The following is a 13168-nucleotide window of genomic DNA, read 5'->3' on the forward strand; positions in this document are numbered from 1 at the left end:
GAGGCATCCCCTCGTGTCCCCGCTCCCCGCCGGCAGCGCCGTCACGGCCCGGCACGTGCTGCGTCAGGCGTTGCGCCGCCAGCGACGGCCGGTGCTGATCGGCGTGACGCTGCTCGGCCTGCACCAGGTCGCCGAGGCGCTCGTGCCGGTGGCGATCGGCCTCATCATCGACCGCGCCGTGGTGACCGGCGACCCGTGGGCGCTGGCGTACTCCGTCGCCGGCCTCGCGGCCCTGTTCGCCGTGCTCGCGTTCGCCTACCGCAACGGTGCCCGCCAGGCGTTCGCCGCGGTGGAGCGGGAGGCGCACCTGCTGCGGGTGGAGATCGCCGAGCGCGCGCTCGACCCGCGCGGGCACCGCTCCGGCCTGCGCGACGGCGAACTGCTCTCGGTCGCCGCCTCCGACGCCGAACTCTCCGCGCTCGTGGTGCGGGTGGCCGGGTTCGGTGTCGCCGCGGTGACCGCGCTCACCGTCGCGGCGACCGCGCTGCTGGTCATCGACGTCCCACTCGGGCTCGGTGTGCTCGTCGGCGTACCGGTGCTGGTCCTGGTGCTGCAGCGGATGGCGCCGCTGCTGTCCCGGCGCAGCGCCACCCAGCAGGAGGCCCTCGCGGAGACCACGGCGCTCGCGGTGGACCTCGTCTCCGGCCTGCGCGTGCTGCGCGGGATCGGCGCCCAGCACCACGCCGCCGGCCGGTACGCCGCCGCCAGCCGCAACGCGCTCGCGGTCACGCTGCGCGCCGCCAACACCAAGGGGCTGCACCTCGGCCTCACCACCGCCGCCAACGGCCTGTTCCTCGCGGCGGTCGCCGGGGTGGCCGGCTGGCTCGCCCTGCGCGGCCGGCTCACCATCGGCGAGCTGGTCACAGTGGTCGGTCTCGCGCAGTTCGTCGCCGAGCCGGTGCAGACCATGGGCTGGTGCGTGCAGCTGTTCGCGATGGCCCGCGCCTCCGCCGCCCGGGTGGCGCGCGTCCTCGGCGCCGAGCCGCTGACCCGGCCCGGCGACGCGCCGGCCCCGGCAGAGCCGGACGGGCCGCGGCTGGCCCTCGACGCCGTCGGGCACGCCGGACTGGACGGGGTGGACCTGCGCGTCGGCCCCGGCGAGGTGGTCGGTGTGCTCGCCTACGACCCGGCCGACGCCGAGGCGCTGGTCGCGCTGCTGTCCGGGCGGGTGCCGCCGGATGCGCGCCGGGGAGCCGTGCGTGTCGACGGCGTACCCACCGACGAGCTGCACGTCGACGCGCTGCGCGGCACCGTGCTGGTCGAGCCGCACGACGTGACGCTGTTCGAGGGCACGGTCGCGGCCAACCTCGCCGCCGGCGCCCGTACCGATCAGGCGCGGCTGCACGCCGCCGTCCGGGCCGCCGCCGCCGAGGACGTGGTGGACGCGCACCCCGGCGGCCTCGGCCACCGGCTCGTCGAGCGGGGCGCGAACCTCTCCGGTGGACAGCGCCAGCGGCTCGGGCTGGCGCGGGCGCTGCACGCCGACCCGCCCGTGCTGGTGCTGCACGACCCCACCACCGCCGTCGACGCGGCCACCGAGGCGCAGCTCGCCGACGGGCTGGCCGAAGTGCGCCGGGTGCCGCCCCGGGGCACGCTGCTGATCACCAGCAGCCCGGCCCTGCTGCGGATCACCGACCGGGTGGTGGTGATCGCCGACGGCCGGGTGGCCGCCGAGGGAACGCACGAGCGCCTGCTGGCCTCCGACGCCCGCTACCGCGAGGAGACACTGCGGTGACCGCTGACCCGCGTACCCCCGGCCGGACGTTGCTGCCGGTCGCGTCCGCCCGGCAGACCTGGACCACGCTCGGCGCCCAGTTCCGCGACCGGCCCGGCCTCAGCGCCGCCGCCGCGACGGTGCTCGTCGCCGCCGCCACCGGCGGCCTGGTCGCGCCCTGGGTGCTCGGCCGCCTGGTCGACGACGTCATCGCCGACGCGCCGGTCTCCCGGATCGCCGGCCGGGTGGCGGTGATCGCCGGCGCCGCCGTGCTCACCGGCCTGCTCACGGCGCTCGGCGCCGCGCTCGCGTCCCGGCTCGGCGAGACGGTGCTGGCCCGGCTGCGCGAGCGCGTCCTCGACCGGGCGCTGCACCTGCCGTCGGCGACGCTGGAGCGAGCCGGCACCGGTGACCTGCTGGCCCGCGTCGGCGACGACGTGGCGGTGGTGACGAACGTGATCGCGGTGAGCGGCCCGGCGTTCGTCGGCGCGCTGCTGTCCGTCGTGCTCACCGTGTTCGGGCTGGTCGCCCTGGACTGGCGGCTCGGCCTCGCCGGGCTGGTGGCCGCGCCCGCGTACGCGCTGGCGCTGCGCTGGTACCTGCGCCGCTCGGCGCCCTACTACGCCCGCGAACGGGTCGCCACCGGCGAGCGGACGCAGGCGATGGCCGGCGCGCTGCGCGGCGCGGCGACGGTGCGCGCGTACCGGACCGAGGACGCGCACGTCGCGGCGATCGCCGAGCGTTCCGGCGTGGCGCGCGACCTGTCGCTGGAGATCTTCAACCTGCACACCCGCTTCGGCCTGCGGATCAACAGGTCGGAGTTCCTCGGCCTGGCCGCGGTGCTCGTGGCCGGGTTCTTCCTGGTCCGCGACGACCTGGTCACCGTCGGTGCGGCGACCACCGCCGCGCTCTACTTCCACCGCCTGTTCAACCCGATCGGCCTGCTGCTGCTGGAGTCCGACTCGGTGTTGCAGGCCGGCGCGAGCCTCGCCCGGCTGGTCGGCGTGGCGAGCCTGCCCGACACCGCACAGGCCTCCGGGTCCGGCCCGGCCTCCGGGTCCGGCCCGGCCGCCCAGCCCTCCGGCCCACGGAGCCCGGCGGCGCTGGACGTCACGGTGCGCCGGCACCACTACGACGACGGGCCGCTGGTGCTCGCCGACGTCGAGCTGCGCCTGGCGCCGGGGGAGCGGGTCGCGCTCGTCGGCGCCAGCGGCGCCGGCAAGAGCACGCTCGCCGGCATCGCCGCCGGGATCATCGCGCCCACCGACGGATCGGTACGCCTCGACGGCATGCCGCTGACCGGGGCCGCCGACGCCACCTCCCGGCGCGACGTCGCACTGGTCAGCCAGGAGGTGCACGTCTTCGCCGGGCCGCTCGCCGAGGACCTGCGCCTGGCCGCCCCGGACGCGACCGACGCCGAGCTGCTCGACGCGCTGCACCGGGTCGGCGCCACCACCTGGCTACGCGCCCTGCCGGACGGCCTTGCCACACCGGTGGGCGAGGGCGGTCACCGGCTCACCGCCGCGCAGGCCCAGCAGGTGGCCCTGGCCCGGCTGGTGCTGACCGCGCCCGCCGTCGCCGTGCTGGACGAGGCGACCGCCGAGGCCGGCAGCGCCGGGGCCCGCGACCTGGACCGTGCGGCGCTGGCCGCCACGCGGGGGCGTACCACGCTGATCGTGGCGCACCGGCTCAGCCAGGCGGTCGCCGCGGACCGGATCGTCGTGCTCGACCACGGCCGGATCGTGGAGCAGGGCACGCACGAGGAGCTGCTGGCCACCGACGGCCGGTACGGCCATCTGTGGCGTTCCTGGCGCGTCCCGGTATGATCACCGACCGCTCCACCGCCCAGTCGAGGTGCCGATGACCGACCTGCCGACCCGCTTCGTGCTGTTCCCGGGGCGGCATCACCTGCTGACCCGGTTCCAGGCCGACTACCTGCGCCGGCTCGCCGGCGACGAGGCCACTGTGGTCTGGGCGGTGACGTCGGCCAACCACGAGAACACCCGGCGCAACCCCGTCGCGTACCACCGGCGGGAGGCCGCGATCGAGCGGTTCAGCGTGCTGACCGGGCTGCGCTCGCTGGCCGTGCCGATCTTCGACACCGCGTACACCGACGCGTTCGCGGAGGTCACGCTCAAGAGCATCGCGGTGGCCCCCGGGCTCGAACTCGCGCCCGCCGACACGGTGGTGGCCTGCTCCACGCCGGAGGTCGCCAAGCTGTACGAGCGGCTCGGCTTCGCGATCGCGCAGGTCGAGGCCGATCCGGACCTGCCTGCGACGCCCGAACGGCCGTGGGACGTGCTGCTGCGCCTGGCCGCCGGCGACGAGAGCTGGCGTACGCTCACCCACCCGGCGACGATCGACGTGTTCGAGCGCTACCGCCTCGTCGAGGCGATCCGGTCGGTGGTGAACGACCCGCTGGTCGGCGACGAGGGCGGCCTCACGGTGACCCGCGACTACCGGACGTACGTGGAGGCGTTCGCCTCGGCCGCGCAACGCAAGTGGGACTCGGTGCGGCGGTACGTGCAGCCCGGGCGCATCGTGGACATCGGCTGCGGCGCGGGCGCGGTCCTGGAGCTGGCCGACCGGGAGGCCACGCTGCGGGAGAGCGACCTGATCGGCGTGGAGGTGGCCCGCCACCTCTACCAGGAGTGCCTGCACAAGAAGGCGCAGGGCGTGTTCCGCAACGCCAACGTCTACTTCTTCCACCGCAACGTCCTCGGCGGCGCGGTGTTCAAGGACCGGTCGGTGGACACCACGCTCACCTTCGCGCTCACCCACGAGATCTGGTCGTACGGGCGGCAGCGGGAGTCGCTGCTCCAGTTCGCCCGCCGCATCCACGACCACACGGTGCCCGGCGGCGTCTGGATCAACAGCGACGTGTGCGGACCGGACGACCCCGGCCGGCAGGTGATCCTGCGGCTGAGTACCGACGACGGCGACAACCCCGCCTCGCCCCGCCGTGACCTGGCCGACCTGACCTCGGCCGAGGTCCGGCGGTACGTCTCGGGACTGTCGACGCGGGCGCGGCTGGACCAGTTCGCCGTGGACTTCGCGTTCGGCTTCGCGTACCAGCCGCTCGCCGGTGGCGCGGTACGCCTCGGCCTGGGCGCGGCGATGGACTACCTGACCCGCAAGGACTACACGGACAACTGGCTGTCGGAGACGAAGGAGCAGTTCTGCGGCCTGAGCTTCGCCGACTGGACGGAGCTGCTCACCGAGGCGGGCTTCGAGATCGGCCCGGCCTCGGCGCCGGTCCGCAACGACTGGGTGATCGACAACCGGATCGCGCCGGTCGCGTCCCTCACCGACCTGGACGGCCGGCCGCTGGACTGGCCGACCACCCACGTCCTCACCGTCGCCCACCGCCCGCGCAACGCCTGACACCGCTGGTGCCCGCCGGCCCGGCCGGCACACCGGGCCGGTGGGGGAACGGGTCCGGGGGAAGGATCCGGCACAGCGCCTCCAGCGCGGCCCCGTACCCGTGCTCGGGCGGGGTGGCGTAGCCGACCACGAGGCCGTCGGGGGCGGGCATGGTGGCGTCCGGGTGGCGGAAGCCGGCGAGTCCGTCGAGCGCGATCGACTGCCGGGCGGCGGCCTCGACCACCGTGCGTTCGGTGCCCGGGGGCAGGCGCAGCACGGCGTGCAGCCCGGCGGCGACGCCGGTCGGCGTGACGTGCGGGGCGCGGGCGGCGAGCGTGGCGACCAGGCGGTCGCGGCGCGCCCGGTACCGCTGCCGCATCCGGCGGACGTGCCGGTCGTACCGGCCGGAGTCGAGGAAGTCGGCGAGGGTGAGCTGGTCCGTCACGCCCGCCCACGCCTCCCGCTCACCCTTGGCGGCCAGCACCGGGCCGACGAGCCGCTCGGGCAGCACCATCCAGCCCAGACGCAGCGCGGGGGAGAGGCTCTTGCTCACCGAGCCGAGGTAGACCACCCGGTCCGGGTCCAGGCCCTGCACCGCGCCGACCGGATCCCGGTCGTACCGGAACTCGCCGTCGTAGTCGTCCTCCAGGATCAGCCCGTCCCGCGCCTCCGCCCACCGCAGCGCGGCGAGACGCCGCCCGGGATGCAGAGGGCCACCGGTGGGGAACTGGTGCGCGGGCGTGAGCAGCGCCGCCCGTACCCCGGCGAGATCCGTGAGCTCCTCGGTGCGGGCGCCGTCCGCGTCGAGCGTGAGAGGGACGGTACGGGTGCCTGCCTCCGCCAGGACCGCGCGGTGGAACGGGAGCCCGTAGGACTCCACCGCCAGCGGCCCGCGCAGCACCCGGCCACCGAAGAGCAGGCGCAGCGCGTGCGCGAAGCCGGAGCACACCACGATCTGTTCCGGGGTGGTGCGGACACCTCGGGCCCGCGCCAGGTACCCGGCCAGTGCCCGGCGCAGTTCCGGGCGGCCCTGCGGATCGCCCGGCCCGAACGCCTCGTTCGGTGCGGCGGTCAGGGCGCGGCGCGCGGACGCCAGCCACGCGGTGCGCGGGAAGCAGGCGGCATCCGGTTGGCCCTGCCGCAGGTGGTGCACGGCCGGGGCCGGACGCGCGGGCGTCTTGCTCGGGACGCGGGCAGCCCGGGCGGGCTCGGTGCGCGGCGCCACCCGCGTCCCCGACCCCTGCCGGGCGACCAGCCATCCCTCGGCCACCAGCTCGGCGTACGCGGCGGCGACGGTGTTGCGGGCCAGGCCGAGGTCGGCGGCGAGGGAACGGTACGGCGGCAGGAGAGTACCGGCGGCCAGCCTCCCGTCCCGGACGGCCTCCCGCAGGGCACTGGTGAGCGCGGACCGGCGGCCACCGGAGCCGGCCAGTTCCAGATGCAGGTCGCTGCCGAGCCGGCGCGCCGGATTGGCCCACGAATCCGTCATGCGAATGCACCTTAGTCCGGGTCTTTTCCGACCCTAGTGTGGGCTCATGGACACGATCATGAACGCCCCGTACCCGCTGCGCTCCGCCGTCCGGGGCCGGGTCCTGCTGCCGGGGGACGCCGGGTTCGACGTGGCCGGCCGGGCCTGGAACCTGGCCGTCGAGCAGTCGCCGGTGGCCGTGGTCGAGGCCGCCGACGCCGACGACGTCGCCGCGCTCGTCCGGTACGCCCGCTCGGCCGGACTGGGCATCGCCGTGCAGCCCAACGGGCACGGCGCCAGCGGCCGTGCCGACGGCGCGATCCTGCTGCGCACGGGCCGCCTGGACACCGTGGAGATCGACCCGGACGGCCGCCGGGCCCGGATCGGCGCGGGTGTGCCGTCCGGCCGGCTCCAGGCCGCCGCCGCGCCGCACGGGCTCACCGGGCTGCCCGGCAGTTCCCCGGTCGTCAGTGTGACCGGGGTGGCGCTCGGCGGCGGGCTGAGCTGGTTCGGCCGCGCGTACGGCTGGGTGTCCGACGCGGTCACCGCGTTCGACGTCGTGGACGCCGAGGCGCGGCACCGGCGCGTCACCGCCGAGACCGACCCCGACCTGTTCTGGGCGCTGCGCGGCGGCGGCGGTGACTTCGCGATCGTCACCGCGCTCGAACTGGCGCTGCACCCCGCGCCGAGCCTGTTCGGCGGACGGATGCTGTGGCCGGCGGCGCACGCGCGGGACGTGCTGCGGGCGTTCCGGCGGATCACCGCCACCGCGCCCGACGAGCTGACCGTCTGGATGGACCTGCTGCACTTCCCCGGCGCCGAGCCGATGGTGGCTCTCGACGTCACCTACCTCGGCGACGAGACCGGGGCGCGGAGCCTGCTCACGCCGCTGGACCGGTTGGCGACGCCGATCTCCGACAGCGGGCGGGTCATGCCGGTCACCGAACTCGGCGGCATCACGGCCGAACCGACCGACCCCAGCCCGGGCATCTCCCGGGCCGAACTGCTGACCCGCCTCGACGACGACGCGGCCGAGGCACTGCTGGCCGACCCGATCTCCCCGCTGCTGAGCGTCCAGCTCCGGCACCTGGGCGGCGCCCTCGCCCGGGCCTCCGACAGCCCGCACGGCCCGCTCACCGAGCCGTACGCGCTCTACCTGTTCGGCGTCGCCACCGACCCGGCGGCGGTCACGGCGCGCCAGCGGGATCTCGCCGGCGCCCTGCCGGTCAGCGGGCGCAAGCCGGTGACGTTCCTCAACCGGGACGAGACGGTGGCCGACGCCTTCACTCCCGCCGTCCTCGACCGGCTCCGGGCGGTCAAGCGCCGCCACGACCCGGAGGCACTCCTCCGATCCAACTTCCCGGTGGCGGGCTGACGCCCTATCCGAGCAGCGTCCGCAGCGCCTCGGCCAGGCCGGAACCGGCGGTGACCGGGCGGGCGAAGGACAACCGGGTGTCGGCGTGACCGTCCGGCCGTTCCGCGCGCAGCACGATGCCCTCGGCGTCGAGCGCGACCGGGACGACCCGCGTCGAACCGGCGGTGACGGCGGGGTCGACGAGGGCGCCGAGCCGGTCGAGGACGTCGCGGTGGCACCGCGTCAGGTGCGCGAGGTGGGCGGCCTCGTCGACGGCGATCGGATCCGGGCGGGCGGCGCGGTACGCGCCGAGGTCCACCGCGACGGGCTCGGCGGCCCGGTCGAGGACGACCTCGTCCGGCGCGATCGCCCACAGCTCCACCGGGGGCAGGCCGAGCAGCGACATCACGGTGGCCGGGTCGCAGGAGTCGAGGGCGGCCGGGTCGAACCGGCGGGCGGTGCCGAGGATCCGCAGCCGGGACCGCACCCGGGAGCGCACGGCGACCGGGGCGAGGTCGGTCACGTCGAGGCGTACCGCGCCGCTGTGGCCGCGCGCGGCGACCAGCAGGCCGCCGGTGCGGCTCATCGCGTCGACCGCGAGGACGATCGTGCCGTCGGGGAGCACGGCGTGGGCGGAGAGGAGGTCGGCGGTGACGTCGCCGAGCGTGAGCCGCAGGGAGGAGGCGGCGCTCAGCACGCACCGGGCGGCGACGGCGTCGCGGGGCGTGGAGGTGCCCGTACCGCCCGCCGACGGCCCTGCGGCGACCGGGTCGACACCGGCCGGCGGGGCGGGACGCCCCGCGGGGTGCAACGCCATGTCTGTCTCCTCGGCCGGGAAGGGGGTGAAGTCGGCCCAGGTCAGACGGTAGTAGGTAAGGCTTACCTGTGCAACGGCGGGTCGGGTGCCGCAGACGCGGTAGGGTCACGACGGTGAGGCGTCGTGACCCGTACGGGCGTGCTGTCCGGTTCGTCAGGCGGGCTGGTAGGTGAGGCAGTCGCTGACCGTGGCGCCCGGGCCGACCGTGATCGACTCGGCGGTGCAGGCGAGGTTGGTGTTGAACACGCACTCGGCCCGCGCGCACGCGCCCACCGCGCCGGTTACCTCCTTCATCCCGGCGCTGAGCGACGACTCGACGAACGTCGCGCAGGAGGCCGCGTCGGCGGACGCCGCCACGGTGATCGCGGGAGCGTGACAGCCGTTGTCGTTGAAGCTGCACGCGGTGGCGGCGCATTCACGTACCGGCGGAGACTGCAACAGGGTCTTCATGGTGCCTCCAAGTCATGCGGGCGGGCGGACACGAACAGCCGGCCTCGTGGTGCTCGAACGCCATCTGGTATTTGCCGTGCGACCCGGTCCTCAAACCCGTCGGCCGCGAGTGAGGATCATGCTCACCTTAACAACGGAATGCGGGGTTGGCGGCCACAAGTGGCCGTCTCCGCGCCGAATCCCGAATGAACGAAGATAAGGCTTACCTTTGTTGAGGTGAGTCTTTCTTGGCTCGGCGGCTGGGCGGATGCGGGTACGTGTTCACCGCCCGCCACACCACGGCTCATCTGCGAATATGTTCGCTGTCGCCCCGTACGGAGACTCCGGCGCCCACGGGGAATGGGTGAGGCGAAACGACCGTGAGCCCCGAAACGGCCGACACCATTCCGGCCGTGCCGAAAATGGCGGCCCGGGAAACGGGCGATCGACGGGATTCGAGACCGGCCCGGTGGTGCAATGCGAATCCGGTGACAGCGGGCGCGGGCGCCGCGTACGCGATGTCGTCCGGGCCGGGGACACCGGTCGGCGCGGCCGTGGCACCCTGAGCGGACCGCGGGCCCGGTGCGGGCCCGGCGGACACGGGCGGAGGCGGCGTGATCGAGGGGTGGCACGGCTGGTTCGGCACGATCAACGGGGTCGTGCTTCTCACGGTGGCCGCGTTGCCGGCGGCCGCGCTCGTGGTGTGGCTCCTGGCCCGGCGGCGCGGCGGCGCGGGGCCGGCGTGGCGGAGGTCGCTGGCTGAGGTGGGCATCGTCTACGGGACCGTGTCGTGGGTCTGGATGATCATGCTGCCGGGGGACGGCGCCGGCGTGGTCCCCGGCCGGGTGAGCCTGGTGCCGCTGCGGGATCTGCTCACCGTCCTCGCGAGCGGGCCGCTGACCGTGACGGTCCAGATCGTCGGCAACCTGCTGGTGTTCGCGGCGCTCGGGTTCCTCGCCCCGCTGCGGTTCGCGGCGCTGGCGTCGGTGCCGCGGATCCTGGCGCTCGCGGCCGGCTGCTCGGCCGTGGTCGAGGTGGCGCAGTACGTCCTGCGGCTGGACCGGGTGTCCTCGGTCGACGACGTCCTGCTCAACACCGCCGGCGCCGGGCTCGCGGCGCTGGCGTCGCGCCGCTGGTGGGGCGAGCCGGCCGAGGTGTCGCCGGCCGCTACCGGTCCGGCGCCGGTTCGCTGAGCGGGGCACGGCCCGGGTGACGCGGACGCACACGATGGGCCGGGCCGGCCGGCCCGGCCCATCGTGTGCGTCAGGTCGACGCGATCAGCGTCCGCTCAGCAGATCTTCTTCGCCAGAGCGGTGGTGGCGCCGCCGTGCTCGTACGAGACGAGCAGCGAGGTGCCGGCCGGAAGCGACCCGCTCAGCGGCAGGACGAGGGTGCCGTCCTTGCGCAGGGCCGCCGTGGTCTCCGCCACGACCCGGGTGCCGTCCCAGACGAAGGCCCGGGCGGTGCCGGCCTTCTTCACCTGGAGCCGCACGGACACCTTGCTCGCGGTGCGGGTGACCTTCTTGATCTTCACGGTGCCGTCCGGCAGCTTGGCGTAACCGCCGGGTGCCACCCCGTCCGAGACGGACTGGAGGAGGGTCTGCGGCGAGTCGACGCTCAGCGCCGCGGTGTCGGGCATGATCGGAGCCTTCGGCGCCGACGGCTTCGCCGCCAGGTCCGGCAGCGTCGCGTTGCCCCAGCGCCACGGGTCGGCCCGTACGCCGCTCCAGGTCGACCAGCCGACCCGGGTCTGCGCGGTCAGGTCCTGCGTGTCCGAGTCGTTGACCAGGATGTTCAGGCCCATCCGGTTCGGGTCGACGGCGTCCGGCAGCACGCTGAACGGGATCTTGACCTCGATCCGGTAACCCGTGTACGGGTTGCTGGTCACCACCGACGCACCTGTGGTGTGGTGCCGAGGCGATCTCCACACCCGGCACGATGTTGTCGTTACGCCGCGGACGCTTGCAGTCCTCCGGCGGCAGGACCGTGCCGAGCACGTCGTCGGTGATGGTGAGGATGGCGTACAGGGCGTCGTCGGTGTGGGTGAGCTGGGCGGTGCCGGAGATGTCCGACGCCGGGGCGGCGGTGCCCTCCCAGCGGGTCGAGATGTCGATGACCTCGCCGGTGTACTCGTGGTCGTGACCGTGGCCGTCCACCGTCGGCGCGGTGGCGGCCTTCGGAATCGTGGTGACCGGGACCAGGTTGAACGCGCCCGGCTCGCTCGCGCTGCCACCGGTGCCACCGCTGGGGATGTTCAGCAGGGACTCGATGAGCGCGTCGAGCTGCTGGGTCTTGTTCCGCACGGTCCAGGCGCGGAAGTCGGCGATCTCCTCCAGCGGCTCCAGGGTGCCGATCGGCACCGACCTGATCCTGGCCGAGGGCTTCGCCGGGGAACTGGCCACCGGGTCCGCCCGGGCGGTGCTCTTCCCGGCCACGCCGTACGCCGCCTGCCCCGGTCAGACCCGGCCGTGGCCGGGTACTGTGGCGCTGCGGCCGGAGATCGCCGTCGGCTACCTCGCCGACGTGCTCGCCGGCATCGTCGAGGCGGGCTTCACCCGGGTGCTCGTGGTCAACGGGCACGACGCCAACATGTCCACCGTCCGGGCCGCGATGGAGTGGGTGTCCGGGCGGCACCGGGCCAGCATGATGCTGGTGAACTGGTTCCAGCTCGTCGGCCCGGACGAGACGGCCGGGATGTTCGGGAAGCTGCCCGCCCGCGGGCACGGCGGCGCGTACGAGAGTTCCGCGGTGCTCGCCTTCGACCCGGCCGCGGTGCGCCTGGACGCGGCGCCGGACCTGCCGCCCAAGCCGAAGCTGCCCACCCCGCACCCGTACGTGCTGGTGGAGTCGCGGCCGGACCCCGGCAGGGCTGGTCGAGCCACGTCTCGCTGGCCGGCGAGGAGGCCGGCGGCCGGATCCGCGTCACCGCCGGCGCACGCCTGCGCGAGCTGGTCGGGGCGTGGCTCGCCGCGCCGCTGCCGGGACCGCCCGGCGCCGACCGGCCGGACCAGCCGGCCGGATGACAGTTACGCCCCAGGACCACGCACCACCTCGGGAGGCCTCCATGAGCCCGTCACTGACCGTCTACCAACAGCATCACCTCCGCGTCGTGTTCGACCACCACGTCGCCCACCTCTACCCGGCGATGGTCACGGCCAGCAAGGCCCACGTCGTCATGCTCGCCGAGCAGGGCCTGATCTCCGACGAGGCCGCCGCGACGATGCTGCGCGGCCTGGTCGCCCTCGCCGGTGACCGGCCCGAGGAGCTGGAGTACGAGGGCAGCGTCGAGGACATCTACTACACGCTGGAGAAGCGTCTCGCCGCCGCGGCCGGCATCGAGGTGTCGCAGCTGAGCGTGCAGCTCGCGCGCAGCCGCAACGACCTCGACGCCGGCGTCTTCCGGATGGTGCTGCGCGACCAGCTGCTCCAGGTGCTCGACGCGCTGCTCGCCACCGGCCGTACCGTGCTGGACCGCGCGGACCGGCACGCCGACGTGGTGATCACCGGCTACACGCACCGCCGCCCGGCCCAGCCGACCAGCATCGGGCACGTCTTCGCCGGCTATGCCGAGGCGCTGGCCGGCGAGGCCGCCGCGTACGCCGGCCTGCTGGACGAGATGAACCGCTCGCCGCTGGGCTCCTGCGCGTTCGCCGGCACCGACCTGGACATCTCGCCCCGCCGGCTGGCCGCCGCGGTCCGCCCCGAACTCGTGCTGCGCCGCGCCCAGGGCGACGGCCCCGGCGAGGCGGCCGTCCGGGACCAGGTCGGACGACTGTCTACAATGCTCGACGCGGTGCAGGAGCGGGCGCAGGGGCTGCGCGAGCGGCTGACCCGTGCCGACGCGGCTCTCGCCGAGGCGGTCGCGGCGAGGGTAGGCCCGTGACGGGGCGGCAGACGCAGCTGGCCGTGGTCGCGGACGTCGTGTCGCGGCGACCACGTGATCTGGACCGACGGCCCGAAGGGCGATCTGACATCACCATGGAACGACCGGCAGATCCGCGCCTGCTCGGCATCGACTTCGGC

General features: G+C 74.9%; 11 protein-coding genes and 1 pseudogene. 8 read left to right on the forward strand and 4 right to left on the reverse strand.

The genetic code is table 11. The features are described 5' to 3' along the window. Positions 1-13 precede the first annotated feature (13 nt). Genes ABIH81_RS20840 through ABIH81_RS20850 form a run of 3 tightly spaced genes read left to right on the forward strand, consistent with a single transcriptional unit; the run spans position 14 to position 5098 of the window. Complete coding sequence (locus tag ABIH81_RS20840) at positions 14-1735, forward strand: ABC transporter ATP-binding protein (RefSeq protein WP_349876573.1); 1722 nt, start codon at positions 14-16, stop codon at positions 1733-1735. After that, positions 1732-3540 carry an ABC transporter ATP-binding protein gene (locus ABIH81_RS20845; RefSeq protein ID WP_349876574.1) on the forward strand — a complete coding sequence of 603 codons (1809 nt, stop codon included), beginning with the start codon at positions 1732-1734 and terminating at the stop codon, positions 3538-3540. The genes ABIH81_RS20840 and ABIH81_RS20845 overlap by 4 nt, the downstream gene beginning before the upstream one ends. Positions 3541-3574: 34 nt before the next feature. Beyond that, positions 3575-5098: a class I SAM-dependent methyltransferase gene (locus ABIH81_RS20850; protein ID WP_349876575.1), complete on the forward strand. Its 1524-nt coding sequence runs from the start codon at positions 3575-3577 to the stop codon at positions 5096-5098. Here the strand turns inward: ABIH81_RS20850 and ABIH81_RS20855 are convergent. Then, on the reverse strand, positions 5067-6566 hold the full coding sequence (locus tag ABIH81_RS20855) for a PLP-dependent aminotransferase family protein (protein ID WP_349876576.1): 1500 nt from the start codon (positions 6564-6566) through the stop codon (positions 5067-5069). The two genes, ABIH81_RS20850 and ABIH81_RS20855, sit on opposite strands and share 32 nt — an antisense overlap. Positions 6567-6612: 46 nt before the next feature. On the opposite strand from ABIH81_RS20855, the gene ABIH81_RS20860 reads away from it, so the two are divergent. Further along, positions 6613-7920, forward strand: coding sequence for an FAD-binding oxidoreductase (locus ABIH81_RS20860; protein ID WP_349876577.1), 1308 nt, complete (start codon positions 6613-6615; stop codon positions 7918-7920). A gap of 4 nt (positions 7921-7924) precedes the next feature. Here ABIH81_RS20860 and ABIH81_RS20865 read toward each other — a convergent pair whose 3' ends face one another. Both ABIH81_RS20865 and ABIH81_RS20870 read right to left on the reverse strand, forming a co-directional pair. Beyond that, entirely contained in the window at positions 7925-8716 is a 792-nt protein-coding gene (locus tag ABIH81_RS20865) for a DUF2470 domain-containing protein (protein ID WP_349876578.1), read from the reverse strand. 153 nt (positions 8717-8869) lie between these two features. Further along, the gene (locus ABIH81_RS20870; protein ID WP_349876579.1) at positions 8870-9166 is read right to left on the reverse strand and encodes a DUF1540 domain-containing protein; all 297 of its coding nucleotides are present in this window, start codon (positions 9164-9166) and stop codon (positions 8870-8872) included. A gap of 593 nt (positions 9167-9759) precedes the next feature. Here ABIH81_RS20870 and ABIH81_RS20875 point away from each other — a divergent pair. Then, positions 9760-10338, forward strand: a complete 579-nt coding sequence (locus ABIH81_RS20875) for a VanZ family protein (RefSeq protein WP_349876580.1) — start codon at positions 9760-9762, stop codon at positions 10336-10338. Positions 10339-10433: 95 nt separating this feature from the next. Here ABIH81_RS20875 and ABIH81_RS20880 read toward each other — a convergent pair whose 3' ends face one another. Continuing rightward, on the reverse strand, positions 10434-11033 hold the full coding sequence (locus tag ABIH81_RS20880) for a sugar-binding protein (RefSeq protein WP_349876581.1): 600 nt from the start codon (positions 11031-11033) through the stop codon (positions 10434-10436). 128 nt (positions 11034-11161) lie between these two features. Between ABIH81_RS20880 and ABIH81_RS20885 the strand changes: the two genes are divergently transcribed. The 3 genes and pseudogenes from ABIH81_RS20885 to ABIH81_RS20895 all read left to right on the forward strand — a co-directional run bounded on the left by ABIH81_RS20885 (position 11162) and on the right by ABIH81_RS20895 (position 13028). Beyond that, positions 11162-11287, forward strand: a complete 126-nt coding sequence (locus ABIH81_RS20885) for a hypothetical protein (RefSeq protein WP_349876582.1) — start codon at positions 11162-11164, stop codon at positions 11285-11287. Positions 11288-11413: 126 nt separating this feature from the next. Then, positions 11414-11962 (forward strand): annotated as a pseudogene (locus tag ABIH81_RS20890) (creatininase family protein); the annotation flags it as partial. 247 nt (positions 11963-12209) lie between these two features. Then, positions 12210-13028, forward strand: coding sequence for a lyase family protein (locus ABIH81_RS20895; RefSeq protein WP_349876583.1), 819 nt, complete (start codon positions 12210-12212; stop codon positions 13026-13028). The last annotated feature ends 140 nt before the right edge of the window (positions 13029-13168 follow it).

The organism is Micromonospora sp. HUAS YX12, from assembly GCF_040215685.1.
GTDB classification, from domain to species: Bacteria; Actinomycetota; Actinomycetes; order Mycobacteriales; family Micromonosporaceae; genus Micromonospora; species Micromonospora tulbaghiae.

Bases quoted from the DNA above. Each gene is read 5' to 3' on its own strand.
- ABIH81_RS20850 (WP_349876575.1), top strand. From the start codon at position 3,575: ATGACCGACCTGCCGACCCGCTTCGTGCTGTTCCCGGGGCGGCATCAC.
- ABIH81_RS20870 (WP_349876579.1), bottom strand. From the start codon at position 9,166: ATGAAGACCCTGTTGCAGTCTCCGCCGGTACGTGAATGCGCCGCCACC.
- ABIH81_RS20885 (WP_349876582.1), top strand. From the start codon at position 11,162: ATGGCGTACAGGGCGTCGTCGGTGTGGGTGAGCTGGGCGGTGCCGGAG.
- ABIH81_RS20855 (WP_349876576.1), bottom strand. From the start codon at position 6,566: ATGACGGATTCGTGGGCCAATCCGGCGCGCCGGCTCGGCAGCGACCTG.
- ABIH81_RS20895 (WP_349876583.1), top strand. From the start codon at position 12,210: ATGAGCCCGTCACTGACCGTCTACCAACAGCATCACCTCCGCGTCGTG.
- ABIH81_RS20865 (WP_349876578.1), bottom strand. From the start codon at position 8,716: ATGGCGTTGCACCCCGCGGGGCGTCCCGCCCCGCCGGCCGGTGTCGAC.
- ABIH81_RS20860 (WP_349876577.1), top strand. From the start codon at position 6,613: ATGGACACGATCATGAACGCCCCGTACCCGCTGCGCTCCGCCGTCCGG.